The sequence below is a fragment of the Pseudomonas sp. T1.Ur genome (genome assembly GCF_023516725.1).
GTDB lineage: Bacteria > Pseudomonadota > Gammaproteobacteria > Pseudomonadales > Pseudomonadaceae > Aquipseudomonas > Aquipseudomonas alvandae.
On sequence record NZ_JAMGSN010000001.1, the window covers coordinates 1,175,797 to 1,202,388 of the forward strand.

Here is a 26,592-nt window from a genome sequence, read left to right on the forward strand (position 1 = left end):
ATTTCAGGGCGCGGCTGGCTCGGTTGAGCCAACTTAGAGAATTGCCCTACATACGCTGCTTCTTTCCCTGACTTCTTTCCCCTGCCAACCTCGGCACAGTCTCGCGCCCACCTCTGTGTTGCGAGATGTCTGCATGCTTCCACACGACAAGATCCCGTCTTTGATAGGCGCCATTGGTTCGCTGGTCTTGGCCGCTAGGAGCACGCCCGACGTCGAGGAAGTACTGCAGGACTTTCGCCGCTGCCTAGGCGACTACGACAGTTGGGCAGAAAAGTTCTGGACCGGTCGGACGCTGGACATCCAGCAGGTGTTCAAAGTTGGGAAGGAGGTATCGCTCGCACCCTCCAAGAGCGGCGGCAAGCAGGTCAACTCCGTCGTGGCGAGGTGTCCGGCACAAGGGCCACTGACGCTGGTGCATATGTTCCAAGCCTCGCGTTTCGTGCCAATCGGTGACACGCCGGTGGTGCTGGAGCCGATCATCAAGGGTGAGCAGGGAAAGGAAACGTTCGGCGATCCGGTCCCTCATGTCATTGGCCCCAGCGGCATTTTGGAAATACCCGAATGCGACCGCGGCCAGCGTTACCGCATCAGTTTTTTTCCAAATATCACGAGCGATCATGTCAGGGCGCTGTACAGCTCTTACCAGCTTTCGATCGTCGAGCTCGAAGGTTGGCTGACAGCCGAGTGGAACGAGTTTCAACCGCTGTGGAAGGAGGCTTCCGAGAGCGGTTTTGCAAAGCGCTTCAACACATTGCAGGAGGCTCAGTTACGCGGTTTCGAAAACGCCCTGCTCAAGCTATGGGACGACATCAAGCAGATCTTCGATCTGTTGGCGGATCTACAGGCCAACAGCGAAAAGCTGCTGGAATACCTCACCGAGGCCGAGCTTGAGCAACTGCTGAAAGCTTCATCGGAGGCGATTGCCAAAGCCCTGATGGTCCTGAGCGATGAGCCCTTGCTCTTCGTTTACACCGCGGCGTTCACCAGTTGGGTGCGATTGCTGCCGCCGCAGTACATGGCCGAAGTCATAGGGGAAATGCGCGCCGAGATTCTGATCAATTTCATCTTGGCGCGCGTGACCGGTGGCCTGGGCGTGGGGCTGCGCTTGAGCGGCAAGGTGTTGCGCCATCTCCGCTCGGAACAGGCTCGCAAATGGTTGCAGGCGTCCAGTCAGCGCCTGGGGCAACTCGGCGACGACAGCCTCGACAAACACGCCGATGTTCTAAAACCGCTGGTGGTCAGTGGTCGAGGAGCGTCGACGGGACCGGCGCCGGTCACGCCTTTACAGATCACCCCTGGGGATTCCGCGCCGCTGTCGGTCAGTAATCCGCTCCCGGTCGTGCGGGAAAAATCCCTGCCTTCTACACAGCTAAGCAGATACGAACCCCACGACGACGCCCCCGCCCAATCGAAAAACCCCAAAGGCGACCCGGCCGACAGCGCCGCCCAGACCCGCACCCACGGCTGCCCGGTGTCGATGGTCACCGGCGAAGAACTGCTGACCCTCGAAGAAGGCACCCTCGACGGGCGCCTGCCGTTTACCTTCACCCGGCTCTATCGCACCAGCGCCGCCGAACTGGACATCGGCCTCGGCCGCGGTTGGAGCCATGCCCTGGCCCATCGCCTATTGATGCAGGGCGAGCAGGTCATCTGGATCGACCAGGAAAACCGCCGCACCACCTTCCCCCGGCCCAACCTGCAACGCCCGGTGATCCACAACAGCCTGGCCCGCGCGGCGATCTACCTGAGCGGCGAGCCGGAGGAACTGATCATCGCCCAGCCCGGCGAAGACGCTCCTTTCCTACACTTTCGCGACGGTTGTCTGATCGCCCTGAGCGATCGGTACGACAACCGTCTGACGATCCAGCGCAACATCTACGGCGACATCAGCCGCCTGGACAACGGCGCTGGACGCTGTCTGCGCTTGCGCTACGAACATCGCCACCTGGTCGCCATCGACTACCAGAGTTTTCAGCCAACGCCGACTCGCGACGAAAGCTGGCGCACCGAACACACGCTGGTTTCCTACCGCTACGATGGCCGTTTCCGACTGATTGAAGCGACTAACGCCGCTGGCGAAAGCGAACGCTACGACTACGACGACCAGCACGTCATCCTCCAGCGGCAACTGGCCGGGGGCGCGAGTTTTTACTGGGAGTGGCAAGGCCTCGGTCCCGCGGCGCGCTGCGTGCGGCATTGGGCGTCGTTCGCGCAAATGGACAGCCGCTACACCTGGGGCGAGGACGGCAGCGTCACGGTCCATAACCTCGATGGCAGCGAGGAGGTCTACGTTCACGACGACCGCGCGCGACTGGTGCGCCAGGTCGATCCCGCTGGCGGCGAGCACCTCAAGGCCTATGACGAACAGGGCCGCTTGATCGCCGAGCAAGACCCGCTCGGCGCCGTCACTGAATACCGCTACGACGAAGTCGGACGGCTGGTGGCGCTGATTCCGCCTGAAGACGAGCCCACGTCCTACGAATACCGAAACGGTTTCCTGCACGCCCGGCAGCGCGGCAAAGCCGTGTGGACCTACCGCCGCAACGACCAGGGCGACGTCATCGAGGCCATCGACCCGGACGGCCAAAGCACCTGGTACCACTACGACGGCCAAGGGCAACTGAAAACCATCAGCTACCCGGACGCCAGCGCCCATTATTTTGTGCGCAACCGCCTGGGCCAGTTGACGAAAGAAACCCTGCCCGACGGCAGCCAGCGGTGTTTTTCCTACGACGCCCTCGGACGTTTGCTGACCCGCCAGGACGAACACGGCGCCATCACCCACTACCAATGGGACGCCGTGGGCCGCTTGCTGCAGACCACCTTGCCCACCGGCGCGACCCGCGCCTGGCGCTATAACGCCTACGGCAAGGTCATTGCCGAACGGGACGAACTAGGGCGCACCACCCGCTACGAATACGCCGACGACCTGCACCTGATCAGCCGCCGCCTCAACCCCGACGGCAGCGAGCTGAAATATCGCTACGACTCGGCGCGGCTGTTGCTGACGGACATCGAGAACGAATCCGGCGAACATTATCGGCTGGACTACACGCCCAACGGACTGATCCGGCAGGAAACCGGCTTCGACGGCCAGCGCACCGGTTATGCCTACGACCTCAACGGTCACCTGCTGGAAAAAACCGAGTTCGGCGCCGATGGCAGCCAGCGCATCACTCATTACCAGCGTGACAGCGCTGGCCGACTGGTGCGAAAAACCTTGCCAGATGGCGAGGCGGTCAACTATCGCTACGACGCCCTCGGCCGCTTGGTCAGCGTCGACGACGGGCATTGGCCGCTGGCTTATGAATATGACCACCAGGACCGCCTGGTTGCCGAACACCAGGGCTGGGCCACCCTGCGTTATCGCTACGACAGCGTCGGTCGCTTGATCCACTGCCGACTGCCAGACCGCAGCACCCTCGACTATCACCATGCTCGAGGCGGCGCGCTGATCGCCATCGACCTCAACGGCACCTGCCTGACCGAACACCGCTTCAAGGGCGGCCGCGAAACCCAACGCCAGCAAGGCCTGCTGCTCAGCGACTACCGCTACGACGAACAAGGCCGCCTCAAGGCCCAGACCGTCTGGCAAACCCAGCAGCATCAACTGTTCTGGCGTGACTATTCCTACAGCGCCAACGGCAACCTCGCCGCGCTTTCTGACAAGCGAAACCGCCGCCGCTACCAGTACGACGCACAAGATCGCCTGGTCCGCATCGACTATGCCCACAGCCAAGGCCCCGAACGCTTCGCCCACGACCCGGCCGGCAACCTGCTGTTGCAAGACCGCCCCGGCCCGACCACCCTCAAGGCCAACCGCCTGCTCATGGAGGGCGACCGCCACTACGACTACGACGCCTACGGCAACCTCATCCGCGAACGCCGCGGCAAGGCCCATTGCCTGGTTACGCACTACCGCTACGACAGCCAACACCGCCTCATCGGCGTCACCAGCCCGGACGGCAGCGAAACGTCCTACCGCTACGACGCCTTTGGCCGACGCATCGAAAAGACCGTGGCCGGCCAGACCACGGAATTTATCTGGCAAGGCGACCAAGTCATCGCCGAAAGCAGCGATAGCCACTACCAAAGCTACGTCTACGAACCCGGTACTTTCCGCCCCCTGGCCCTGCTCGAAGGCGAAGGCCCACAAAACGCCACGCCATTCCACTACCACAACGACCACCTCGGCACGCCCCAGGAACTGACCAGCCACCAAGGCGAAATCGTCTGGAGCGCACGCTACAACGGCTACGGCAAACTCACGGAACTGCGGCACGGCAACGGCAAGCGCCTGGAACAACCGCTGCGCTTCCAGGGCCAATACCACGACCGGGAAAGCGGCCTGCACTACAACCGGCACCGGTACTACAATCCGGAGACGGGGCGGTACCTGACGCTGGATCCGAGCAAGCTCAAGGGCGGGCTCAATGGGTATCGGTACACCCTGAACCCGACGGGGTGGGTGGATCCGTTGGGGTTGGACGACTGTCCGGGCGATGGGTGTAAAAAGCCGGCGGTTGGCGAGCAGGATCCGGCGGCTAAGGTTGGGGTGGATAAGGATGAACCGGCGCTGCCGATGGCGGAGCAGCGGCGGGCCAGAATTGATGATCTTTCTGAAGAAAATGCTAAGCGTCGAGTTGCGGAAATTCAGGAAAAATACGATATGCACACCATTGAAAAACATGGGCCCCACATTCCCGATATCGTGCTTAGGCAACGTGCTATAGACGGATCAGATCCGATAAGCGGAGCTCGGGGTAGATTAAATAAAAGCTCTCAGTTTAAAAATTGGAAGATACAACTGCATGCTCTTAATGAAGCTTTAACAAGAAAGGCTAGAGGGCTGCCTGCCCACACGGGCTTAGATAGAGAACAAAATCCTATTGTGAGAATAAAAAGTCCCGGAACTGGTCGTGGTTACAAACCCAATAGAAGAGATAGTCAAAATCCAATTTTGAACGAAAATATGAACGGTTCGGAGATCAAGTTCGACAAGGAACAGACAGATAGGCCTTTCACTGCCTTTCCTGTTGATTAAACGAGCATATGAGGGATATGACCATGCTAAAAGCTCCATTTACTGAACTGCCTTACGAGCCAACCGTTGATACGTTTTTAGCGGGACTTGAAACTGAATATAGAGGGCAAAAAAATAGAGATGAATTGTTGAAGCTTGACCCAAATAGCAAGGCGGATCGAATAAAAATAGTTAAAGAATACATTATCAAGGGGCAAGAATATTTGACGTACAGGCATAAATTTTTGCTTATAAGAGAACTAGGGAACGCCCTAAAAAACAATAATTATGATTTTTCTGCCGCTTTTGAATATAACTACGAGACGGACGAACCATCTCCTTCTCCATGGTCGGCGTCGGAAATAGATACACCTCGTGGCTTCTTCGAGGATGTCTACAGTATGGCAAATGAAAATTGGAAAGATGAAATCTATAAAGCCGCCAAGGAGGATCCTTCAACATGGTGATACCAAATAGATTATTACAGCATCAACGAATCCTGAATGTAGCCGCACGCAACACTTACCCGCTCCACTAGTTGAGTCAGGATACGAAACCTAAAAGATTGAAGGTGATATCGAATATCTGAACGCGCCCCCCTGCTGTGAACATGGAATCCTTTCAAAGGCTTCAGGTGACGAAGCAGCAACGGGACAGTTTTAGTTTTTAATAAATCCGTCCCGAATGGTAATTTTGAAGCTTGTAAAGTACATCGCTCGCCACAACGGCACATCGAACAGCATTGATGAAGTTGCTAACTCAGCAAAAAAAAGTAGGTTTGACCGACTGGAGCAGCATAGAAAATGGATAACCAAGGAACCTTAGGGGAGTTAGCTCGTGACTTCCTTTAGAGCGTCGACGAAGCCACTTTTCTGCTTGAGGAGAAATTTGGCCCCCGGTGTATTTTAAGATTATGGGGCAGCGGAAAAATAAAGCGCTGCGGGGTGGTTAAGGGAAACGTAACCTACGAACTTCATGGCGTGGGATGCGCCGTGAACCTACCACATGTACTAGTTGATTTTGATTATGGTCCCGACGGAAGAACAGATGGCTTTGATGCATGGCGATTGTTTATCTACGCTAGCGAACTCCCCGAAAAGCACCCCAAATATCAGAGCAAGGAAGTTCTAAATTTGGAGTTCGAAGAATATGTCGCATCAGGTCGATTTGAACCGATGCCTAAAGGTCGAAACGGTTTTTATTGCTTATCGAAAAACAATTGAAGGCTCATACAGCGATAGCTGAAAGAATTCGATTCAAGAGACTTTGCCAAACAAGGCATTTCTCCGTTAAAAATATACAGACAATACCGAATATCTGAATGCGCGGCCGTGCTGTGAACATTGAATCCTTTCAAAAATTTCAGGTGACGAAGCAGCAAAGGGACAGATTTAGTTTTAATAAATCCGTCCCGAATGGTAATTTTTAAGCTTATAAGGGCCATCGCTCGCGACAACGGTACATCGAATGGCATCGATGAAGTTGTTGATTGAGCAAAAAACGTGGGTCTTGACCGATTGGAGCAGCGTCGAAGATGAATAATCAAGAAAACTTAGAGGAGTTAGCTCATGACTTCCTTTCGAGCGTCGACGAAGCCACTTTTCTGCTTGAGGAGAAATTTGGCACTCGGTGTATTTTGAGATTATGGAGCAGCGAAAAAATAAAGCGCTGCGGGGTGGTTAAGGGAAACGTAACCTACGAACTTCATGGCGTGGGATGCGCCGTGAACCTACCACATGTACTAGTTGATTTTGATTATGGTCCCGACGGAAGAACAGATGGCTTTGATGCATGGCGATTGTTTATCTACGCTAGCGAACTCCCCGAAAAGCACCCCAAATATCAGAGCAAGGAAGTTCTAAATTTGGAGTTCGAAGAATATGTCGCATCAGGTCGATTTGAACCGATGCCTAAAGGTCGAAACGGTTTTTATTGCTTATCGAAAAACAATTGAAGGCTCATACAACGATAGCTGAAAGAATTCGATTCAAGAGACTTTGCCAAACAAGGCATTTCTCCGTTAAAAATATACAGACAATACCGAATATCTGAATGCGCGGCCGTGCTGTGAACATTGAATCCTTTCAAAAATTTCAGGTGACGAAGCAGCAAAGGGACAGATTTAGTTTTAATAAATCCGTCCCGAATGGTAATTTTTAAGCTTATAAGGGCCATCGCTCGCGACAACGGTACATCGAATGGCATCGATGAAGTTGTTGATTGAGCAAAAAACGTGGGTCTTGACCGATTGGAGCAGCGTCGAAGATGAATAATCAAGAAAACTTAGAGGAGTTAGCTCATGACTTCCTTTCGAGCGTCGACGAAGCCACTTTTCTGCTTGAGGAGAAATTTGGCACTCGGTGTATTTTGAGATTATGGAGCAGCGAAAAAATAAAGCGCTGCGGGGTGGTGAAGGGAAACGTAACCTACGAACTTCATGGCGTGGGATGCGCCGTGAACCTACCACATGTACTAGTTGATTTTGATTATGGGCCCGACGGAAGAGTAGATGGCTTTGACGCATGGCGATTATTTATCTACGCCAGCGAACTTCCCGAAAAATATCCCAAATATCAGAACAAGGAAGTTCTAAATTTGGAGTTCGAAGAACACGTCGCATCGGGTCGATTTGAACCGATGACCGGGGGGCGAAACGGCTTCTATTGCTTATCTAAAAATAATTAAGGATCACACAATGATAGCTGCAAAAAAAACATCCAAAAAGATTTTCCAAGCAAGGCCTTTTTTATCTCAAAAATATAACCATTCCTTTTCCGATGTTAACTTTTGAAAAAGCACATTAAAATTAAACAAATTACGCGCCTGACAGCGATAAAAAATATAGCTGAGAGGAATAGCACTTACTTAACAGCTAACTAGTGCGCTGTTCTCGAAATAATTTTTCCGCAATCTTGGCTACACTCTCCTCATCATCCAGTGCTCGGGGAACGCCAGTGAATGCCCAGGAGATTATCCTCAGTCCAGAAGGGCAGGCCGAACTGAAGCGCCGCGTACGCTCAGCCACCATCAGTCAGCGCGACGGCCGTCGCGCCCGAGTGATTCTCCTGGCAGCCCAAGGCTGCTCAAGGGTGGAAATTGCTCGATTGACCGGTTTCTCACTGCCCACTATCACGTGTTGGTGTCAACGCTTCCAGACGTTACGGCTGGACGGTTTGCTCGATAAGCCAGGTCGGGGCCGCAAACCTTTTCTGCCTCTTGAAACGGTGCGCCGTGTCCTTGAGCAAGTCACTCAACCGCGTATCGGTGAGCCTCGATGGAGCTGCCGAAGCATGGCCCGAGCGGCTGGAATTTCGGCCACCAGCGTGCACAAACTCTGGGCTGCCAATGACTTGAAACCCCACCTGACCCGCACTTTCAAACTGTCCAATGACCCGCACTTCGAAGAGAAGTTTTGGGACGTGATCGGGTTGTACTTGGCTCCGCCAGACAAGGCTCTGGTACTCTGCTGCGATGAAAAAAGCCAAGTGCAAGCCCTTGAGCGCACCCAGCCTGGGCTGCCATTGGGGATCGGCCATATCCGCACGCAGTCGCACGATTATGTGCGTCATGGCACCGTCACTTTATTCACTGCGCTGGATTATCTCCAGGGACGCTTGATCAGCTCCATTGAGCGCCAACACCGGCATCAGGAATGGCTGGAATTTCTCAAGAAGATCAATCGAGAAACGCCCAAACATCTTCAGCTGCATTTGATCGTCGATAACTACGCCACGCACAAGCACCCCAAAGTGAAGGCGTGGCTGGAGAAACACAAACGCTTCCACATGCATTTCACCCCGACATCCAGCTCGTGGATGAATATGGTTGAACGCTTCTTTCGCGATATCACGGTGTACCTGCGTGAGGGCAGTTTCTGTTCAGTTCGCGAACTGGAAAGCTCAATCACCACGTTTCTGGCGCTACGAAATGCGCAACCGACTCGATATGTCTGGAATGCAAAAGGTGAGGATATCTTGAACAAAATTCAGCGAGCCCGCGAGGCAATGGCCTCACAGGCTAATGGGTAGATTATTTCGAGAACAGCACACTAGCGAACAACAACAAAGGTAAATCAAGGTTTGCATTTGTTGGAACCAACAACAAAAATGAGATTACGACAGCCCATGTAAAGACAGGCAAGGATTTTTGGAAAGCACTTAACGGCGACGCAAAAGACAAGACAATAAGACATTATGAATAACATGACAAAAGTTAAAATTCTTGCTATTGACGACATAGTAGAAGACTGCGCAATCCTCCTTGTCGAAGGAAACATCTTGGAGTGCTTTGTCAACTCCTATCCGAGCAAGATAAGTGTTGGCGAAACGCACTTGGCAGAGTTAACGATTGATTATTCAGACCCCGTCCAAATTGAACTATCGGCTACGCCTGACGCACCGCTTGAGAAAAACGGCAAAGGATTCGGCTACTACCTGCATGGCTTATTGGAAAACGATATCTTCAAAACCTTTATCGACTTCCCGGATGAAGACCTACATTTCGACTACCCTGGGCTGCTGGGGCGATATGTAAAAATAAAAGTGGACCGGATCAACGTCAATTTTTTATAGCCATTAAAAACCGTGTCAGCACGTTGCTGAGGATGGTCAGAAATAGCCGGATATTTTCCGGCTATCGAGCCGTCAGTACTTTTCAAAAAACGATCCGTGTCGCAATTGCTTGCGGGTCTGCTTGCGTTTGCCGGCGTACTCGGTGTCGGCAAAGGTCATCTGTTTCATCATCGAAAAGCTCGGCGACTGGTATCCGGCGATTTTGCCAAATTAGAAAATCTTTTTCGAAATCGCAAAAAACTGGATACAGCTGGAATAAGCATTAGCGAACGTGCTAAATAAAATAAAAAAGATAGGCATCGGCAACAGGTTCAGTTCAGCTGATTGACACTGACTAAACGAGAGAGGCCCTCAATCGCGAGCAAGATTGACGGCGTTATTTCTAAAGGGCCTCCACGACTTGGCCAGTTCCGCCGCCTCGTGAATGGGTCACCCCCTCAACCCCATCCCGATTTTTTTACAGTTTCTTTATCCCCCAACCCCACCCTCGATCTCGCACCTTTACACCCTCCCTACCGACAATCCCTCCACACACGGCACGACGCCGTACCACGGAGAAATCCCATGAGTGTTCTGGACGGGGTGTCACTGCTGCTGGCAGTGGCGCTGTTCATTTATCTGTTGGTTGCGCTGTTGCGCGCGGACCGGGGTTAGGAGCGGCTATGCACGGTTATGACTACGGGCTGATCCTCGGCTTTTTCGCGCTGGTGCTGATTCCGGCGCCGTTCTTGGGCCGGTTTTACTATCGGGTGATGGAGGGCCAACATACCTGGCTGTCGCCGATTCTTGGTCCTTTAGAACGCTGTTGTTACAAGGTGGCCGGTGTCGATCCGACTGCCGAGCAGAGTTGGCAGAAGTACACCCTGGCCTTGCTCGCCTTCAACCTGGCAGGTTTCGCCTTTTTGTTCGCGGTCCTGCTGTTGCAGGGTGATTTGCCGCTCAACACCGAAAACCTGCCCGGCATGGAATGGACCCAGGCGTTCAACACAGCGGTCAGTTTCATGACCAACACCAACTGGCAGTCCTACAGCGGTGAAGCGTCCCTCAGTTATTTGAGCCAGATGATCGGCTTGACCGTGCAGAACTTCGTCAGCGCCGCCACGGGCCTGGCCGTGCTGGTTGCGCTGTGCCGTGGGATCGGGCGCAAGTCCGCCACCACGCTGGGCAATTTCTGGGTCGACATGACCCGTGCCACGCTCTATGGGTTGTTGCCGCTGTGCCTGTTGTTGGCGTTGTTCCTGGTGTGGCAGGGCGTGCCACAGACCTTCGCGCATTACGTGCACGGGGTGACGATGCAGGGCGTGGAGCAGGTCATTCCACTCGGCCCGGCGGCCAGCCAGATTGCGATCAAGCAACTGGGCACCAACGGCGGTGGTTTCTTCGGCGTCAATTCGGCGCACCCGTTCGAGAACCCGACCGCTTGGACCAATCTCTTCGAAGTCGCGTCGATCATCCTGATCCCGGCGGCGCTGGTGTTTACCTTTGGCCATTACGTCAAGGATCTGCGCCAGAGCCGGGCGATCATCGCCTGCATGCTGGCCTTGTTCCTGATCGGCGGGGCGACGTCGCTGTGGGCCGAGTACCAGCCCAATCCAGCCCTCGACAACGCAGCCGTCGAACAAGCCGCGCCGTTGGAAGGTAAGGAGGCACGCTTCGGCACCACCGCCACGGTGCTTTGGTCGGTGACCACCACGGCGGCGTCCAACGGTTCGGTCAACGCCATGCACGACAGCCTCAATCCGCTGAGCGGGATGGTGGCGCTGATGAACATGATGGTCGGCGAAGTGATCTTCGGCGGCGTCGGTGCCGGGCTCTACGGGATGCTCCTGAACGTGCTGATCGCCGTATTCCTGGCCGGTTTGATGATCGGCCGCACGCCGGAATACCTGGGCAAGAAGCTCGGCGCCCGGGAAGTGCAGTTGCTGGTGGTAACGCTGCTGGTGATGCCGGTGAGCGTGCTGGTGCTCGGTGCTGTTGCCGCGACCCTGCCCGGCCCTGCGGCGGCGGTGAGCAACCCTGGCGCCCACGGTTTCAGCCAATTGCTTTACGCCTACACCTCGGCGGGGGCGAACAACGGTTCGGCGTTCGCCGGCTTCGGCGCCAACACGCCGTTTCACAACCTGATGCTCGGCCTGGGCATGTTGATCGGTCGTTTCGGCTACATCCTGCCGGTGCTGGCGTTGGCTGGCAGCCTGGCGCTGAAGAAAACCGCACCCATCGGCCAGAACAGCTTTCCCACCCATGGCCCGCTGTTCGTGACGTTGTTGACCGTGACCATTCTGTTGGTCGGCGGCTTGACCTTCCTGCCGACGCTGGCCCTGGGCCCGATTGCCGAACACCTGAGCCTGGGTTTCTGAGGATTTGATGATGAACATGCCGATGAGCAAGACCGTCGTCGCGAAGGCGCCGGAGCAAGCCAAAACCAATCTGTCGGCGCTGTGGCGGCCAGCGCTGGTGCAAGCTTTCGTCAAGCTTGATCCACGCCAGCTGCACCGTGCGCCGGTGATGCTGGTGGTGGAACTTACCGCGATCCTCACCACCGTGCTGTGCCTGGTTCCCGACAGCGCCGTGCCGACTTTCGTGGCCGCGCAGATCGCCCTGTGGCTGTGGTTCACCGTGTTGTTCGCCAACTTCGCCGAAGCCTTGGCCGAAGGTCGGGGCAAGGCTCGGGCCGACAGCCTCAAGGCCGGCAGTGAAGGCTTGAGCGCCCGTCGCCAGACCGCGGACGGCTTTGAAGTCGTACCCGCCACCCGCTTGCGCAAAGGTGATGTCGTGCGGGTCGCGGCAGGGGAGATGATCCCTGGCGACGGCGAAGTGATCGAAGGCATCGCGGCGGTCAATGAAGCCGCGATTACCGGGGAGTCGGCGCCGGTCATCCGTGAGTCCGGCGGCGATCGCTCGGCGGTCACCGGCAACACGCGGCTGGTCTCCGACTGGTTGTTGGTGCGCATCACCAGCAATCCCGGCGAATCCACCCTGGACCGCATGATCGCCCTGGTGGAAGGCGCCAAACGCCAGAAGACCCCGAATGAAGTGGCACTGGATATCCTGCTGATCGGCCTGACGCTGATCTTCCTGCTGGTGGTGGTGACGTTGCAGCCGTTCGCCCATTTCGCCAATGGCAGCCTGCCGTTGGTGTTCCTGGTGGCGCTGTTGGTGACGTTGATTCCCACCACCATCGGCGGATTGCTGTCGGCTATCGGCATCGCCGGGATGGACCGCCTGGTGCGCTTGAACGTGATCGCCAAATCCGGCCGTGCGGTGGAGGCAGCTGGGGATGTGCACGTATTGATGCTGGACAAGACCGGCACCATCACCTTTGGCAACCGCCGCTGCGCAGCGGTCTACGCCGCCCCAGGCGTGAGCGCCAAGGCGTTGGCCGAAGGCGCCTTGTTCGCCTCCCTGGCCGACGACACGGCCGAAGGCAAGTCCATCGTCGAATATTTGCGCGGGTTGCATCCGCAGGCCGAACCCGCTTTGGACGCACTGACTGCCGTGCCCTTCAGCGCCGAAACCCGTTTGTCCGGGGTGGACTATCAAGGGCGCGTTTATCGCAAGGGCGCGGTGGATTCGTTGCTGAGTTTCATCGGCTTGCCCCGTGACGGGCTGCCCACCGCACTGGCGCGGGAGGTCGACAAGATCGCCCAGAGCGGCGGCACGCCGTTGCTGGTCTGTGTGGACGGCAAATTGCTCGGCGCCATTCACCTCAAGGATGTGGTCAAGCCCGGCATCCGCGAGCGCTTTGCCGAGCTGCGCAAGCTGGGGATCCGCACGGTGATGGTCACCGGCGATAACCCGCTGACTGCCGCTGCGATTGCCGCCGAAGCGGGCGTGGATGATGTGTTGGCCGAGGCGACGCCGGAGAAAAAGCTGGCGCGCATCCGCCATGAGCAGAACGATGGCCGGCTGGTCGCCATGTGCGGCGACGGCGCCAACGACGCTCCGGCCCTGGCCCAGGCCGATGTGGGCATGGCGATGAACGACGGCACCCAGGCCGCGCGCGAGGCGGCCAACATGGTCGACCTCGACAGCGATCCCACCAAGTTGCTGGACGTGGTGCAGATCGGCAAGGAATTGCTGGTCACCCGGGGCGCGCTGACCACGTTCTCCATCGCCAATGACATCGCCAAATACTTCGCGATCCTGCCGGCGCTGTTCGCCTCGATCTATCCGCAGCTCGGCGTGCTGAACGTCATGCACCTGAGCAGCCCGCAGAGCGCGATCCTGTCGGCCATCGTCTTCAACGCCTTGATCATCGTCGTGCTGATCCCCCTGGCCCTGCGCGGTGTGCGAGTGCAGGCAGCGAGCGCGGCGGCCCTGTTGCGGCGCAACTTGCTGATCTACGGCCTGGGCGGGATCGCGGTGCCGTTCGTGGGGATCAAGGCAATTGATTTGTTGTTGACGGGTCTGCACTTGGTTTAAAAAAAAACGGGAAATTTGGACAAGAGCGCTTTTGTGGCGAGGGAGCTTGCTCCCGCTGGGCTGCGCAGCAGCCCCCAAAAAAGCTGAATGCAATGCACCTGACACACCGCGGTCGCAGGTTTGGGTCTGCTTCGCCCGAAGCGTCGGACCGGCCCAGCGGGAGCAAGCTCCCTCGCCACGGTGTGTACACCCCTGAGGTTCTTAAAAATGTTCACCCTGATTCGCCCGGCCTTGAGCCTGTTACTCCTGATGACGCTGCTCACCGGCGTCGCCTACCCATTGCTCGTCACCGGCGTGGCGCAAGTCGCCTTCCCGGACCAGGCCAACGGCAGCCTGATTCATGATGCCGACGGCAAGGTCCGTGGATCCCGGCTGATCGCCCAGGATTTCACCGGCGATGGCTGGTTCCATCCGCGCCCCTCGGCAGGTGCCTTCGCCACAGTGGCCAGCGGCGCGAGCAATTTTTCGCCGAGCAACCCGGCGCTGGCCACCCGCGTGATCGATGACGCCCACAAGCTGCAAGTCCCCAATCAGGGCCCGGTGCCCCTGGCGCTGCTGACCACCTCCGGCAGTGGGCTGGATCCGCACTTGCCTCCGGCGGCGATTGCCTATCAACTGGCGCGTGTCGCCGCCGCCAGGAATGTGCCGGTGTCGACGCTGCAGCAGTTGCTCGATGACAACACCGAGCAGCCCTTGGTAGGCCCGCCGGTGGTGAACGTGCTGGCGCTGAACATGGCCCTGGAAAAAATGTAGAAACCTGTGGGAGCGAGCTTGCTCGCGATAGCGGTGGGTCAGTCAATGACAGTGGCGGCTGAACGACCGCCATCGCGAGCAAGCTCGCTCCCACAGAGGTTCAATTCCATCCCTGAAACAAGAGACATAGCATGAGCGACGCCGGCCGCGCCGATGCACTGTTAGCCAACCTGCCGCGCCACGACCGTGGCCGTCTCAAGGTCTTCCTGGGCGCCGCTCCGGGCGTTGGCAAGACCTACGCCATGCTGCAAGCGGCCCACACCCGGTTGCGTCAAGGCACGAACGTCGTTGCCGGAGTGGTGGAGACCCACGGGCGCGCCGAGACCGAAGCGCTGTTGAATGGCCTGGCGCAGCAGCCATTGGTACGTTCGGAATATCGCGGCGTGATGCTTGAGGAAATGGACCTCGACGGCCTGCTCGCCGCCCGCCCGAGCCTGGTGCTGGTGGACGAACTGGCCCACAGCAACGCGCCCGGCAGTCGTCACGCCAAGCGCTGGCAAGACATCCAGGAACTGCTCGCCGCTGGCATCGACGTCTACACGACGGTCAACGTCCAGCATTTGGAAAGCCTCAACGATCAGGTGCGCGGCATCACTGGCGTGCAGGTGCGCGAGACGCTGCCGGATTGGGTGTTGCAGGAAGCCGATGAACTGCTGTTGATCGACCTGCCGCCGCGGGAACTGCTGGAGCGCCTGCGCGACGGCAAGGTCTACGTGCCGGAACAGGCCCGGGCGGCGATCGATGCGTTTTTCTCCCAGACCAACCTGACTGCCCTGCGTGAACTGGCCATGCAGACCGCCGCCGCGCAGGTGGACAATGACCTGGCCCAGGGCTATCGGCAACTGGGCCAGTCGGCGCCGGCGGTGCAGGGGCGGCTGTTGGTGGGCGTGGACGGCGACGTGCAGGCCGAACGGCTGGTGCGCCACGCCAGCCGCGTCGCCCAGCGCCGGCACCTGCCCTGGAGCGTGGTGCACGTGGATAACGGCGCGACACGGGACGAGGCGTCGCGCCAACGCTTGCAAAACGCTCAGCAACTGGCGGAAAGGCTCGGCGGGGAAGTGGTGCTGCTGCGGGCTGGCGAAGTCGCCAAGACCCTGATCCAACACGCCAGGCAACGTCGCGCGACATTGCTGCTGGTGGGCCAGTCCCGGCCGCGCCTGCGCCGGAACCTGTTTGGCGGTGGCCTCGCGTCGCGACTGCTGCGCAACGCCCGTGGATTGGAAATCAACGTGCTGGACAGCGATGAGTCGCCGCCGCCCGCCCGCCAGCGCGCAGGTTCCGTCCGGACCGGGTTCGACTATGCGCTGGCGCTGGTGGCGACGGTGGTGGCGAGTGCCTTGGCCTGGGGGATCTCCGGGCTGCTGGCGCTGCCCAACATTTCCCTGGTGTTTCTGATGGCGGTGTTGCTGGTGGCGGTGCGCAGCAGCCTCGGGCCGGCGCTGGCCTGTGCGGCGCTGTCGTTCCTGGCCTACGATTTCCTGTTCATTCCGCCGAATTTTTCCCTGACGATTCAACGCGAAGAGGACGTGCTGACGCTGGTGTTTTTCCTGCTGATGGCGGCCTTGACCGGCAATCTCGCCGCCCGTCAGCGGCGCCAGTTGCAGGCGCTGCGCGACACCCAGCAGGAAACCGGCGAGCTGCTCGACTTATCCCGCAAACTGACCGCCGCGACCGATCGCCAGGCGGTGATCAGTGCCGCCGTGCTCCACCTCAACAGCGAGTACGACTTGCAACTGTGCCTGCTCAACCGGGACGGCCAGGCTGGCTGGAAAGTCGAGACCCCCGAACCGCTGACGTTCAACGAGGCCGAGCGCGCCGCCGCCGACTGGTCGTGGCAACACGACCAACCGGCCGGCGCCGGTACCGCGACGCTGCCGTCCGGGCGTTGGTGGTGGTGGCCTTTGTCGGCGGAGGGCGGGCCGCTGGGTTTGCTCGGCGTCTGCACGAAAGACGGCAAGCCGCTCAGCGATCAACGTCGACGGTGGCTGGCGGCCCTCAGCCAGCCGCTGGCCCAGGCCCTGGCCCGGGCACAACTGGCCCAGGACCTGGAAGCGGCGCGCCTGCACGGCGAAACCGAACAATTGCGCAGCGCCTTGCTCGCCTCTGTCTCCCATGATTTGCGCACGCCGCTGACGTCCATGCGCGGCAGCATCGACAGCTTGTTGGCGTTGGGCGAAGCGATTCCGATCGAGGACCGTCGTGAACTGCTCGAAGGCACCCGCGATGAGGCCGAGCGGCTGGATCGTTATATCCAGAATCTGCTCGACATGACGCGCCTGGGTCACGGCGCCCTGAAGCTGGCGCGGGACTGGGTGTCGCCGGCCGACATCGTCGGCAGTGCCCTGAACCGCTTGCGCGCGGTGCTGGCGCCGCTGGCCGTCAGCGTCGAAGTGCCGGCCGGCTTGCCGTTGTTGTATGTCCACGCTGCGCTGATCGAGCAGGCTTTGGTCAATGTGCTGGAGAACGCCGCGCGGTTTTCCCCGGCCCACGGCCGATTGCTGCTCAGCGCCGAAGCGACGTCAGACGAAATCCTGTTCGCCGTGGCGGATGAAGGGCCAGGCATCCCCGAGCAAGAGCGCGAGAAGATTTTCGACATGTTCTACACCGCTGCCCGCGGCGATCGAGGCGGGCAGGGCACCGGGCTCGGATTGACGATCTGCCAGGGCATGGTCGGTGCCCATGGCGGGCGGATCAGCGTCGGCTACGGCCTCGATGGGCGCGGTACCTGCATCACCTTGCACCTGCCCTTGCAGGCACAACCGGGCATGGACGATGAAGCCTGAGCGGCGCTGCGTTATGCTCTCGCGACTTGATTGTGATGAACGGAACCCATGAGCCAGAGCGCGACCCTTTTGGTCATCGATGACGAACCGCAGATCCGCAAGTTCTTGCGCATCAGCCTGGCCTCCCAAGGCTACAAGGTGCTCGAAGCCGAGACGGGTGCCGACGGGCTGGCCCAGGCGGCGTTGAACAAACCGGATCTGCTGGTGCTCGACCTGGGCTTGCCGGACATGGACGGCCAACAGGTGTTGCGCGAGTTTCGCCAATGGTCGGCGGTGCCCGTGCTGGTCCTGTCGGTACGCGCCAGCGAAGCGCAGAAAGTCGAGGCGCTGGACAATGGCGCCAACGACTACGTGACCAAGCCATTCGGTATCCAGGAGTTCCTCGCCCGCGTGCGTGCGCTACTGCGCCAGGCGCCAGCAGGCGAGGCACCGCCAGCGGCATTGACGTTGGGCCCGCTGACGGTGGACCTGGCTTATCGCCGGGTCCTGCTGGACGGCGCGGAAGTGGCCCTGACCCGCAAGGAATACGCGGTGCTGGCGCAGTTGGCGCGGCATCCGGGGCGGGTCATCACCCAGCAACAGTTGCTCAAGGACATCTGGGGCCCGACCCACGTTGAAGACAGCCACTACCTGCGCATCGTGGTCGGTCACCTGCGCCAGAAACTGGCCGACGACCCGACCCGGCCTCGGTTTATCGTGACTGAAGCGGGGGTGGGGTATCGGTTATTGGAGGAGGGTGGTGCTTGATTTGACGCTGTTGTGGCGAGGGAGCTTGCTCCCGCTCGGCCGTAGGAGCTGTCGAGTGCAACGAGGCTGCGATCTTTCCCCAGGCACTTGAATCTCAAGCGAAAGACCAAAATCAAAAGATCGTCCGAACGCGGCCCGAGCCTTCGGCAGCTCCTACCGCAGCCCAGCGGGAGCAAGCTCCCTCGCCACGGAGATTTTGCGGTCCTTCAGCTCTGCTCACGCTCATACCGATCCAACGTATCCCGGGCAATCTCCCGACCCAGGGCGATCAGCTCCGGCGCCTTGTAGAACTCGAAGAACCGGCACACTCGCTTCGGCACGTTGATCAGCACATCCGGCGGGTAACCGGCGATCTTGTACTGGGCCAGCGACGTCTGCATCACCTCGAAACTCTGGTTGATCAAATCCAGCAAGGACGCCGGCCCGACGTTGTCGATGATGAACGAGCCGGTGGCGGATCTTGGTGCGCCTTCGGTTTCCGGCGCGGCGGCCGGTTGCTGGCCTTCGGGCTCGGCGGAGTCGATCCAGGGGTTGATATCGGCCGCTTCGGCCTTCAGCGCTTCCTGTTCCAACAGCAGCAACTGCTCGGCCTGTTTGCGGCGAAACGGCAGCCGTGAACCCAGGGAACTGACCAAGGTGTCGAAGCGGCGCCGGAACGCCGCGGGGCGCTGGATCACGGGCAGGCTGTATTGTTTCTGGTTGGTGGCGTTGAGGTTGACCGCGATGATCAGGTCGCAATGGCTCGACACCACCGGCACGATCGGCAACGGATTGAGCAGGCCGCCGTCCACCAGCATGCGGTTGCCTTGCATGACCGGGGTGAAGAGGCTGGGAATGGCCGCCGAGGCCCGCATCGCCTGGTGCAGGCAACCTTCCTGGAACCAGATTTCCTGCTGGTTGGTCAGGTCGGTGGCGACAGCCGTATAGGGAATGCGCAGGTCTTCGATATTGAGTTCACCGACGATCTTGCGGATCTGTCCGAACACCTTCTCACCACGAATCGCCCCCAGACGAAAACTGACGTCCACCAACCGCAACACGTCCAGGTAATCGAGGCTTTCGATCCAGTTGCGGTAATCCTCGAGCTTGCCGGCGGCATAGATTCCGCCCACGACGGCGCCCATGGAACAGCCGGCGATACAGGCAATGTCGTAGCCGCGCCGTTCGATCTCCTCGATCACTCCGATATGGGCGTAGCCCCGGGCGCCGCCCGAGCCCAATACCAATGCGACACGTTTTGTCATGAGGTGGCCTCTCGTCGAACAGACGTCAACAATGCACTGATCGACGGCCCGGCTCAAATCGTTGTGGCGCAGACGTCGTTTTTTGACACGCCACGACGGCATTTGCGTATTCTCGTCCACACTTGAATATACCGGTCGAGCCGAGGCACTTTTTATCGGCAAAGCCGTCATACCAGCACGACTGTTTACCTGACTTGAGGTGTTATCGATGAAAGCCCGGATCTGCCTGCCCCTGATGGCATCCTTGATGGTTCTGGCCCTGGCCGGTTGCGCCGGCAAGACCGCCTACCGCGACAGTTGCGGCAGCCAGCTCGACAGCGCATGGCGTGAACTTGACCTGGCCAAGGCCGAAGGGTTCGCCGGTACCGTCAGCTACTCCAAGGCCCTGTCGTTGCTGACGGGCGCCAAGACCCAGCAGCAATTCGAAGCGTATGAAGGCTGCACCAAAAAAGCCGAGAAGGCCCGCTTCTACATCCGCGAATCCCGCGCAGGAAGATGATGAAGGCAGCTGCAAGCTTTGAGCTTCAAGCGGCAAGAGGGCGACGCGTCGCTCCACTTGCCGCTTGAAGCTTATCGCTTGAGGCTGCGTACGGAGTACGCCCCCATGATCGATCGGCTGGTGGCCCGGATACTGGGCCTGGAAGTCCGCCTGCTGGCCTGTCAGGCCCGCTTGAACGCCCAAACCGACAGCGAAGCATTGCATGACCTGCGGACCACGGTCCGTCGGTTGCGCAGCCTGCTTCGTCCGTTGCGCGGACTGCCCGGCGTCGAGCAGTTGGAAACGGCCGCGTCGGCAGTCGGTACCCTGACCACGCCCTTGCGCGACCGTGAGGTGCTGGCGGCCTATCTCGAGAAGCACGGCAAGACCGAGGCGGCGCAGCGGCGCCAGGTGCAAATGGCCGAGGCGTATCCCGCCGTGGCCGGCAGCCCCGAGCTGGCGCAGCTGTTGATGATCCTTGACGCGTTCCCACGCTTCATCCGTGCAGCCCAGCGCCAGGGCTTGCTCGACGGCCTGCGCAAACGCATCGAAAAACGCCTCGACAAACAATGGAAAAAACTCGGCGAGGCCTTGCGTGATCCGGCTCATGACCGTCATCGCCTGCGCCTGTTGATCAAGCGCGTGCGCTACGCCATCGAAGCCTATCCTGAACTCGATCGCTTGCCGGAAGCGGCCATGCCACGGCTCAAGTCCGCACAGGGCGCATTGGGCGATTGGCACGATTGCTGGCAATGGCTGGCGCGGGCCGAGCAGGAAGCCGACCTGCGGCCCTGTGTACCGGTCTGGCAAATCACCATGGAAAAGGCCGAGGCCAAGTCCGATCGGGTGCTGGATAAACTGATTGCCAGTTGCTTCGATAAATCCTGACGTCACTCTTTTCCCACAGGGAGCTGGGGTGGATTCGTGGCCCACGGCTTTTCTGTCAGTCTCTTTGGCCGGAATGAGCGCTGTACTGCCCGTCCAGGCTGGTTAAGATCCCTTCATCTTTTTTCCTGCTTCCGAGGTCGACATGCGCTTTTCCGATTTGATCGATGCCGTGCGCAATCAGCCAGGCGCCGTGGTGATCCCGCCTGAATGGGGCCAGGGGCGTGCCAGTTTTGGTGGCTTGGTCGCGGCGCTGCAATACGAGGCGATGCGTGCATGCGTCCCGGCGGATCGCCCGGTGCGCTCGCTGGCGATCACGTTTGTCGGTCCGGTCGAGCCCGACGTGCCGGTCAGTTTTCAAGTCGATGTGTTGCGCGAAGGCAAGGCCGTCAGCCAGGTGTTGGGCCGTGCCGTGCAGAACGGCCAGGTCGTGACGGTGGTGCAGGGCAGCTTTGGCGCGTCGCGAACTTCCGCCGTGGCGGTGCAGGCCGACCCCGCGCCGCCCTTCAAGGATGTCGAGCAGTGCCAGGAGTTGCCCTACATCAAGGGCGGAACCCCGGAGTTCATGCGTCATTTGGCAATGCGTTGGAGCGTTGGAGGATTGCCGTTTACCGGCAACAAATCCCGCAGCATGGGAGGCTGGGTGCGCTTGCGCGGGGACGTCAAGGAGGAGCCGTTGGACGAAGGTCACATCCTGGCATTGGTGGACGCCTGGCCGCCAGCGCTGCTGCCGCACCTCACCCAGATGGCGCCGGGCAGCACGCTTACCTGGACCATCGAATTCGTCCAGCCATTGCTGGAACTCACGACGTTGGACTGGTGCCAGTATCTCGCCGAGATTGAACATGCCCAGGACGGCTACGGTCATGTCGCGGCGAAATTCTGGAGCGCCGATGGCCGGCTGATCGCCATGAGCCGGCAGACGGTGACGATTTTCGGTTGATCAATCAGTCGTTCAATGGTGGTGGCGATCGCGCCAGGCGCGCCACCATCCGCCGCTGAGGAAGAACCGGGGAAAGGTCAGGAATTGCTCCACCAGCAGGCGCGACGCCGCGTCTTTGCGATCACTGAACGGCTCGGAAGCCTGTGTTTCCAGGCTATGGCCGTGGCGTTGCAAGCCGAGCGCGGCGAGTACGCCGATTACCCCGATGGCGACATCGCCCAGGCTCAGGCTGAACACGCCCGAGACAATCAGCAAAAACGCAACGATGAACAGCGGCACCGCGATCAGGTGCAAGACCAGGTTGGTCGGGTGGCGATGATTGTCAGGGTAGGCGCGCCATTGCCAGGCCGGAAGGTTGGGGTGACGTTTGCCCATGATGCTGTTCCTTGAGTCCGTTAAACCGAATAACCCAAGGATAGGTCGGGCCGGGCAGGGCGGCGAATCGCGGTTGGCTATCGTGGCGATAGTGGCCATAGCCATAAGGCCAGGTTGCTCTGGTCAGGTGGCCTGCTCTTGTGGCGAGGGAGCTTGCACCCGCTCGGCTCTGTAGGAGCTGCCGAGTGCAACGAGGCTGCGATCTTTCCCCCGCTCATTGAGCCCTGAGCGAAAGATCAAGATCAAAAGATCGCAGGCTTCGCCAGCTCCTACAGCGCTCTGTAGGAGTTGCCGAGCGAAGCGAGGCTGCGATCTTCCAAATCAACTGGCATCTCTAGCGCAACATCAAAAGATCGCAGGCTTCGCCAGCTCCTACAGCGCCCGGCGGGGGCGAGCGTACCCCTTATCCAGGAGGTCAAAGCTTCAACTGCCCGATCGCTTTGTTCAATTCACCCGCCAACGTCGCCAGTTCATGACTGGTAGTGGCCGACTCCACGGTCTGGCGCACGGTGTTTTCGGTCACGTCGCGAATGCTCACCACCGCCCGGTTCATTTCTTCAGCGACATGGCTCTGCTGTTCGGCCGCGACGGCGATCTGGGTGTTGCTCTCGCGCATCTGCGCCACCGCCTCGGTGATCTGTGCCAAGGCGTCACCGGCCTCGCAAGCCTGTTGCACGCAGTCGTCGGCCTTGTGCGAACTTTCCTGCATGAAATCCACCGCATCGCGGGTTCCCGCCTGGAGGGCCGAGACCATGGTGGTGATTTCATCCGTTGAGGTCTGGACCCGCTTGGCCAGGTTGCGCACTTCATCGGCCACCACGGCGAAGCCCCGTCCCATCTCGCCGGCGCGGGCCGCTTCGATGGCCGCATTGAGCGCCAACAGGTTGGTTTGCTCGGCGATGCTGTGGATCACACTGACCACGCCGTTGATCTTCCGGCTGTCTTCGGCCAGGCGCTGGATCATTTCGGCGGTCTGCTGGACGCCGGTAGACAGCCCGGTGATCGATTGCTGTACGCGACTGACCACTTCGCGGCCATTGCCGGCCAGGGTGTCGGTGGTTTTCGACAGGTCGCGGGTAGCGCCGGCGTGCTGGGCAATGTGATAAACCGTGGCCGACATCTCGTTGATCGCCGTGGCGGCCTGATCGGTTTCGCTCTGCTGGCCGAGCATGCCGTGGCGCACTTCGTTCATGCTCGACGCCAGTCGCGCCGCGCCGCTGTCCAGTTGTCGGGCGGTGCTGGCAACGGTGTCGACCACGCGTTGATAGCCGGCCTGCATGGCGTTGAACGCAGCGGCCATCTGGCCCACTTCGTCCTTGCAGGCCAACGGCACGCGGGCAGACAGGTCACCGGTTTTCTCCACGTGCAGCATCACGTCTTTCAAGGTGTTGAGCTGACTGAGCAGAAAGCGGATCAGCAATTGCGACGCGCCGAGCATCGCCAGCATCAGCACGAACACCGCCATCGCGTACTGACCGAAGCGTTCGCCGAAGACCTGGCCCAGGCTCACCCCTCGGACCTGTTGTTCAAGGTGCATGGCATAGAGCACCAGCAGCAATGTAGTGGCGAAGGCGACGGCGTTGACCGCCCAGAATTTGTATTTCAGCGAAATATTGCTAAGCCAGGCACCCATGGAAGGTCTTCTCTGATAGCGGAAACAGTTTTGGCAAGGTGCCATTATTTTGCTGCTATTCGGAAGACCGGGTTTTGATGTGGGTCAACGAACGCCCAAACCCACTTGTGGGAGCGAGCTTGCTCGCGATAGCGGTAGGTCAGTCACATGCTTGCAAACTGATGCACCGCCATCGCGAGCAAGCTCGCTCCCACAAGGGCCCTCATTTAATTGGAGAGGTTCGGCAAACCAAAAAACGCCCGGGCGCAGGCAGTGCTGTGGGCTGCCAGGTCTTCCTGGGTTTCGCCCCGGTGCAAGGCCACTTCGCGCAACACGTCCGTCAGGTAGGCCGGCTCGTTGCGACCGTTCTTCGGTTTGGGCCGCAGAGTACGTGGCAGCAGGTACGGCGCATCGCTTTCGAGCATCAGCCGGCCGCGGGGAATCTCGCGCACCAAGGGATGCAAATGCGTGCCCCGGCGCTCATCGCAGATCCACCCGGTAATACCGATGTGCAGATCCAGGTCGAGGTAGCTGAACAGCGCTTTCTTCTCGCCGGTAAAGCAATGCACCACCGCCGCGGGCAATCGGTCACGGAAATCCCGGAGGATTTCCAGCAGGCGCTGGTCGGCGTCGCGCTCATGGAGAAAGACCGGCAATTGCAACTCGACGGCGAGGGCAAGGTGCTCCTCTAGGACTTTTTCCTGCTGGGGGCGTGGAGAAAAATCACGGTTGAAGTCCAATCCGCATTCACCCACCGCGCGGACGCGGTCCTGCTTGAGCAGATCCTTCAGGTGCCGGGCACTGTCGGCGGTCCAGTCGCTGGCGCTGTGCGGATGGATACCTGCGGTGGAAAACAGTCGTTGCCCGTCTTCATCGAGATGCTGGCACAGTTCGAGCGCCTGTTCGCTGCCCTCGATGCTGGTGCCGGTCAGCACCAATTGGCAGACCCCGGCTTCATAGGCGCGCTCAAGCACGGCCTGGTGTTTGTCGGTGAAACTGGGGTTGGTCAGGTTGACGCCGATATCGATGAGTTGCATGGTGCTACCTCGGCCCAAAGGGCGGAAAGCATATCAGAGCTGTAGAAATACAAGAAAAGCCAAGAACTACAACGAGTTGGAGCTGTCTGTTGAGGCCACGAGACAGGTCGGGGTGGTGCAAATGCCATCGCTGTGCCAGTCTTTCGCACTTTTCAGCGCCCCAAGCGCTCTGTTTCTGTCGACCCAGTCTCGCTTTTTCAAGGCAATTGGCTCGCCAGTATCGTTCCGGAGAGTGGATGACACGTCCCCAGGTGTTGCTACTGTTGTGTTGTTCGCTGCTGTTGCCGATGCTGGCCGACGCCCGGCTGCCTGGGCCGGTGCAGGCCGTTGCGCCGGGGACGGCGCGCGACCTGGCGCAAATACGCAGCAGCCGGGTATTGAAGGTCCTGGTCAATCAGAGCCGCAACAGTTCCGGCGAAGTCCAGGGCCAACCCATCGGCGTCGAATATCATCGGTTGCGTGCTTTCGAGCAATACCTCAATGGCCATGCCCGGGATGGCCAGGAAATTACCCTCAAGATCATTCCTAAAGCCAAGGACCAGTTGCTCGGTGCCTTGCAGCGTGGGGAGGGGGACCTGGTGGCGCCTGGCGAATTGCTTGAGCCACAAGCGGGCCATGCGGTCAGCGCCAGTGATCCGATCCGCACCGATGTGCCCCTGCTGCTGGTGGGCATCAAAGGCGAGAAGCGTTATACCCGTGTCGAACAATTGTCTGGCAAGACACTGGCCTTGCCCAACGGCAGCGCGGCGGGGGACGCGGTCAGCCAGATCAACCAGAAGCTGGCGTTGCTGAAGTTGCCTGCGGTGAAGATCGAATGGGTCGATCCCACGCTGGCAGTGGAGGACGTGCTGGAAATGGTCCAGGGCGGAATCTTCCACCTGACCATCGTCGAGCAACCGATCGCCGAACGCTGGGGCAAGATCCTCCCCAAGCTGCGCTTTGACCGGCAGGTGCTCATCGGCGAGCCAAGCGACGAATATTGGTTCGTTCGCCGTGACGCCGCGATGTTGCGCGCCAGCATCGACCGGTTCCTGGCAACTTATAAGGTGCCGGCCAATGAGGATGCGGCTTTCTTGCGCATCTACCGCCGCTTGTATCAGGTTCACTATCCGCTGGCCCGGGCCGATCGCCAGCGCCTCGAAAAACTGCGGCCGGTCCTGCAGAAGCATGCCCAGGCCCAAGGCATGGACTGGCTCAACCTGGCGGCCCTGGCGTTCAAGGAATCCGCCCTGCAACCCAAGGCGCGCAGCGGTGGCGCCCCTACGGGCCTGATGCAGATTACGCCGTCCGCGGCCCAGCGGGTTGGAGTCGATAACATCCAGGACTTGGATGCCAATGTGCAGGCCGGTGCCAAATACCTGGCCATGATCCGCCGCAAGTTCTTCGCCAGTTCCAAGCTCAACGAGCGCGAGCGGATGGCGTTTGTCCTCGCCGCCTACAACATGGGCCCCGAGCGCGTCCAAGGCATGCGTGCCGAGGCCCGGCGGCGAGGCCTCAATCCTGACCAGTGGTTTTTCCAGGTCGAGCGAATCGCCATGGAGCAGGTGGGAATGGGCGCCGTCAGCTACGTTAATAGTGTGAATAAATACTATCTGGCGTTTGACCGGGAGCGAGAGTCGCTGGAGTCCCAGGAACGAGAGGTGGTTTTGCGGAAGTGATCGAGTAATTTGATTGTTATAGCGGAGATTTTGCGCTATTCAGATAAAATTATTTGATTAA

Annotated in this window: 20 protein-coding genes and 1 pseudogene; 17 read left to right on the forward strand and 4 right to left on the reverse strand. The window is 59.4% G+C overall.

All coding sequences use genetic code 11. From position 1 onward, the window contains the following. Window positions 1–133 precede the first annotated feature (133 nt). The 13 genes and pseudogenes from M8Q45_RS05485 to M8Q45_RS05540 all read left to right on the forward strand — a co-directional run bounded on the left by M8Q45_RS05485 (window position 134) and on the right by M8Q45_RS05540 (window position 18,299). A complete protein-coding gene (locus M8Q45_RS05485; RefSeq protein ID WP_249873864.1) occupies window positions 134–5,044 on the forward strand; it encodes an RHS repeat-associated core domain-containing protein in 4,911 nt (1,636 codons plus the stop codon). A gap of 17 nt (window positions 5,045–5,061) precedes the next feature. Beyond that, complete coding sequence (locus M8Q45_RS05490; RefSeq protein WP_249873865.1) at window positions 5,062–5,490, forward strand: hypothetical protein; 429 nt, start codon at window positions 5,062–5,064, stop codon at window positions 5,488–5,490. A 402-nt stretch (window positions 5,491–5,892) separates the two neighbouring features. Then, window positions 5,893–6,246: pseudogene (locus M8Q45_RS28530) on the forward strand (DUF6896 domain-containing protein); the annotation flags it as partial. A gap of 311 nt (window positions 6,247–6,557) precedes the next feature. Beyond that, complete coding sequence (locus M8Q45_RS05495) at window positions 6,558–6,977, forward strand: DUF6896 domain-containing protein (protein WP_249873866.1); 420 nt, start codon at window positions 6,558–6,560, stop codon at window positions 6,975–6,977. 311 nt (window positions 6,978–7,288) lie between these two features. Then, window positions 7,289–7,708 (forward strand): DUF6896 domain-containing protein, encoded by a 420-nt coding sequence (locus M8Q45_RS05500; protein ID WP_249873867.1) that lies wholly within the window; start codon window positions 7,289–7,291, stop codon window positions 7,706–7,708. A gap of 269 nt (window positions 7,709–7,977) precedes the next feature. Next, window positions 7,978–9,051: an IS630 family transposase gene (locus M8Q45_RS05505; RefSeq protein WP_249873868.1), complete on the forward strand. Its 1,074-nt coding sequence runs from the start codon at window positions 7,978–7,980 to the stop codon at window positions 9,049–9,051. 174 nt (window positions 9,052–9,225) lie between these two features. Beyond that, on the forward strand, window positions 9,226–9,594 hold the full coding sequence (locus M8Q45_RS05510; RefSeq protein ID WP_249873869.1) for a UCP019853 family protein: 369 nt from the start codon (window positions 9,226–9,228) through the stop codon (window positions 9,592–9,594). 564 nt (window positions 9,595–10,158) lie between these two features. Next, the gene (gene kdpF, locus M8Q45_RS05515; protein WP_032863112.1) at window positions 10,159–10,248 is read left to right on the forward strand and encodes a K(+)-transporting ATPase subunit F; all 90 of its coding nucleotides are present in this window, start codon (window positions 10,159–10,161) and stop codon (window positions 10,246–10,248) included. A gap of 8 nt (window positions 10,249–10,256) precedes the next feature. Continuing rightward, entirely contained in the window at window positions 10,257–11,951 is a 1,695-nt protein-coding gene (gene kdpA / locus M8Q45_RS05520; protein WP_249873870.1) for a potassium-transporting ATPase subunit KdpA, read from the forward strand. A gap of 10 nt (window positions 11,952–11,961) precedes the next feature. Then, a complete protein-coding gene (gene kdpB / locus M8Q45_RS05525; RefSeq protein WP_198797578.1) occupies window positions 11,962–14,016 on the forward strand; it encodes a potassium-transporting ATPase subunit KdpB in 2,055 nt (684 codons plus the stop codon). 207 nt (window positions 14,017–14,223) lie between these two features. Then, window positions 14,224–14,769 carry a potassium-transporting ATPase subunit KdpC gene (gene kdpC, locus M8Q45_RS05530; protein WP_249873871.1) on the forward strand — a complete coding sequence of 182 codons (546 nt, stop codon included), beginning with the start codon at window positions 14,224–14,226 and terminating at the stop codon, window positions 14,767–14,769. Between the two features lie 131 nt (window positions 14,770–14,900). After that, window positions 14,901–17,552 carry a DUF4118 domain-containing protein gene (locus M8Q45_RS05535; RefSeq protein ID WP_249873872.1) on the forward strand — a complete coding sequence of 884 codons (2,652 nt, stop codon included), beginning with the start codon at window positions 14,901–14,903 and terminating at the stop codon, window positions 17,550–17,552. Between the two features lie 48 nt (window positions 17,553–17,600). Then, window positions 17,601–18,299 (forward strand): response regulator, encoded by a 699-nt coding sequence (locus tag M8Q45_RS05540; protein WP_249873873.1) that lies wholly within the window; start codon window positions 17,601–17,603, stop codon window positions 18,297–18,299. Between the two features lie 206 nt (window positions 18,300–18,505). Here M8Q45_RS05540 and M8Q45_RS05545 read toward each other — a convergent pair whose 3' ends face one another. After that, the gene (locus M8Q45_RS05545; RefSeq protein WP_249873874.1) at window positions 18,506–19,543 is read right to left on the reverse strand and encodes a patatin-like phospholipase family protein; all 1,038 of its coding nucleotides are present in this window, start codon (window positions 19,541–19,543) and stop codon (window positions 18,506–18,508) included. A gap of 208 nt (window positions 19,544–19,751) precedes the next feature. Between M8Q45_RS05545 and M8Q45_RS05550 the strand changes: the two genes are divergently transcribed. The 3 genes from M8Q45_RS05550 (at window position 19,752) to M8Q45_RS05560 (ending at window position 21,849) form a co-directional block, all read left to right on the forward strand. Then, window positions 19,752–20,042 carry a hypothetical protein gene (locus M8Q45_RS05550; protein ID WP_030141851.1) on the forward strand — a complete coding sequence of 97 codons (291 nt, stop codon included), beginning with the start codon at window positions 19,752–19,754 and terminating at the stop codon, window positions 20,040–20,042. 105 nt (window positions 20,043–20,147) lie between these two features. After that, window positions 20,148–20,909, forward strand: a complete 762-nt coding sequence (locus tag M8Q45_RS05555) for a CHAD domain-containing protein (protein ID WP_249873875.1) — start codon at window positions 20,148–20,150, stop codon at window positions 20,907–20,909. 142 nt (window positions 20,910–21,051) lie between these two features. Beyond that, on the forward strand, window positions 21,052–21,849 hold the full coding sequence (locus M8Q45_RS05560; protein WP_249873876.1) for an acyl-CoA thioesterase: 798 nt from the start codon (window positions 21,052–21,054) through the stop codon (window positions 21,847–21,849). A gap of 12 nt (window positions 21,850–21,861) precedes the next feature. Here M8Q45_RS05560 and M8Q45_RS05565 read toward each other — a convergent pair whose 3' ends face one another. The 3 genes from M8Q45_RS05565 to M8Q45_RS05575 form a co-directional block, all read right to left on the reverse strand. Beyond that, entirely contained in the window at window positions 21,862–22,224 is a 363-nt protein-coding gene (locus tag M8Q45_RS05565; RefSeq protein ID WP_249873877.1) for a terminase, read from the reverse strand. A gap of 415 nt (window positions 22,225–22,639) precedes the next feature. Beyond that, window positions 22,640–23,857, reverse strand: coding sequence for a methyl-accepting chemotaxis protein (locus tag M8Q45_RS05570; RefSeq protein ID WP_249873878.1), 1,218 nt, complete (start codon window positions 23,855–23,857; stop codon window positions 22,640–22,642). Between the two features lie 206 nt (window positions 23,858–24,063). Further along, window positions 24,064–24,873 carry a TatD family hydrolase gene (locus M8Q45_RS05575; RefSeq protein WP_249873879.1) on the reverse strand — a complete coding sequence of 270 codons (810 nt, stop codon included), beginning with the start codon at window positions 24,871–24,873 and terminating at the stop codon, window positions 24,064–24,066. A 236-nt stretch (window positions 24,874–25,109) separates the two neighbouring features. Between M8Q45_RS05575 and M8Q45_RS05580 the strand changes: the two genes are divergently transcribed. Further along, window positions 25,110–26,531, forward strand: a complete 1,422-nt coding sequence (locus tag M8Q45_RS05580) for an MltF family protein (protein ID WP_249873880.1) — start codon at window positions 25,110–25,112, stop codon at window positions 26,529–26,531. Window positions 26,532–26,592 lie beyond the last annotated feature (61 nt).

Coding starts and splice junctions, on each gene's coding strand:
- M8Q45_RS05555 (WP_249873875.1), top strand. CDS start 20,148: ATGATCGATCGGCTGGTGGCCCGGATACTGGGCCTGGAAGTCCGCCTG.
- M8Q45_RS05545 (WP_249873874.1), bottom strand. CDS start 19,543: ATGACAAAACGTGTCGCATTGGTATTGGGCTCGGGCGGCGCCCGGGGC.
- M8Q45_RS05485 (WP_249873864.1), top strand. CDS start 134: ATGCTTCCACACGACAAGATCCCGTCTTTGATAGGCGCCATTGGTTCG.
- M8Q45_RS05495 (WP_249873866.1), top strand. CDS start 6,558: ATGAATAATCAAGAAAACTTAGAGGAGTTAGCTCATGACTTCCTTTCG.
- kdpC (WP_249873871.1), top strand. CDS start 14,224: ATGTTCACCCTGATTCGCCCGGCCTTGAGCCTGTTACTCCTGATGACG.
- M8Q45_RS05540 (WP_249873873.1), top strand. CDS start 17,601: ATGAGCCAGAGCGCGACCCTTTTGGTCATCGATGACGAACCGCAGATC.
- M8Q45_RS05535 (WP_249873872.1), top strand. CDS start 14,901: ATGAGCGACGCCGGCCGCGCCGATGCACTGTTAGCCAACCTGCCGCGC.
- M8Q45_RS05580 (WP_249873880.1), top strand. CDS start 25,110: ATGACACGTCCCCAGGTGTTGCTACTGTTGTGTTGTTCGCTGCTGTTG.
- kdpA (WP_249873870.1), top strand. CDS start 10,257: ATGCACGGTTATGACTACGGGCTGATCCTCGGCTTTTTCGCGCTGGTG.
- M8Q45_RS05575 (WP_249873879.1), bottom strand. CDS start 24,873: ATGCAACTCATCGATATCGGCGTCAACCTGACCAACCCCAGTTTCACC.
- kdpB (WP_198797578.1), top strand. CDS start 11,962: ATGAACATGCCGATGAGCAAGACCGTCGTCGCGAAGGCGCCGGAGCAA.
- M8Q45_RS05565 (WP_249873877.1), bottom strand. CDS start 22,224: ATGGGCAAACGTCACCCCAACCTTCCGGCCTGGCAATGGCGCGCCTAC.
- M8Q45_RS05550 (WP_030141851.1), top strand. CDS start 19,752: ATGAAAGCCCGGATCTGCCTGCCCCTGATGGCATCCTTGATGGTTCTG.
- kdpF (WP_032863112.1), top strand. CDS start 10,159: ATGAGTGTTCTGGACGGGGTGTCACTGCTGCTGGCAGTGGCGCTGTTC.
- M8Q45_RS05510 (WP_249873869.1), top strand. CDS start 9,226: ATGACAAAAGTTAAAATTCTTGCTATTGACGACATAGTAGAAGACTGC.
- M8Q45_RS05490 (WP_249873865.1), top strand. CDS start 5,062: ATGACCATGCTAAAAGCTCCATTTACTGAACTGCCTTACGAGCCAACC.
- M8Q45_RS05500 (WP_249873867.1), top strand. CDS start 7,289: ATGAATAATCAAGAAAACTTAGAGGAGTTAGCTCATGACTTCCTTTCG.
- M8Q45_RS05560 (WP_249873876.1), top strand. CDS start 21,052: ATGCGCTTTTCCGATTTGATCGATGCCGTGCGCAATCAGCCAGGCGCC.
- M8Q45_RS05570 (WP_249873878.1), bottom strand. CDS start 23,857: ATGGGTGCCTGGCTTAGCAATATTTCGCTGAAATACAAATTCTGGGCG.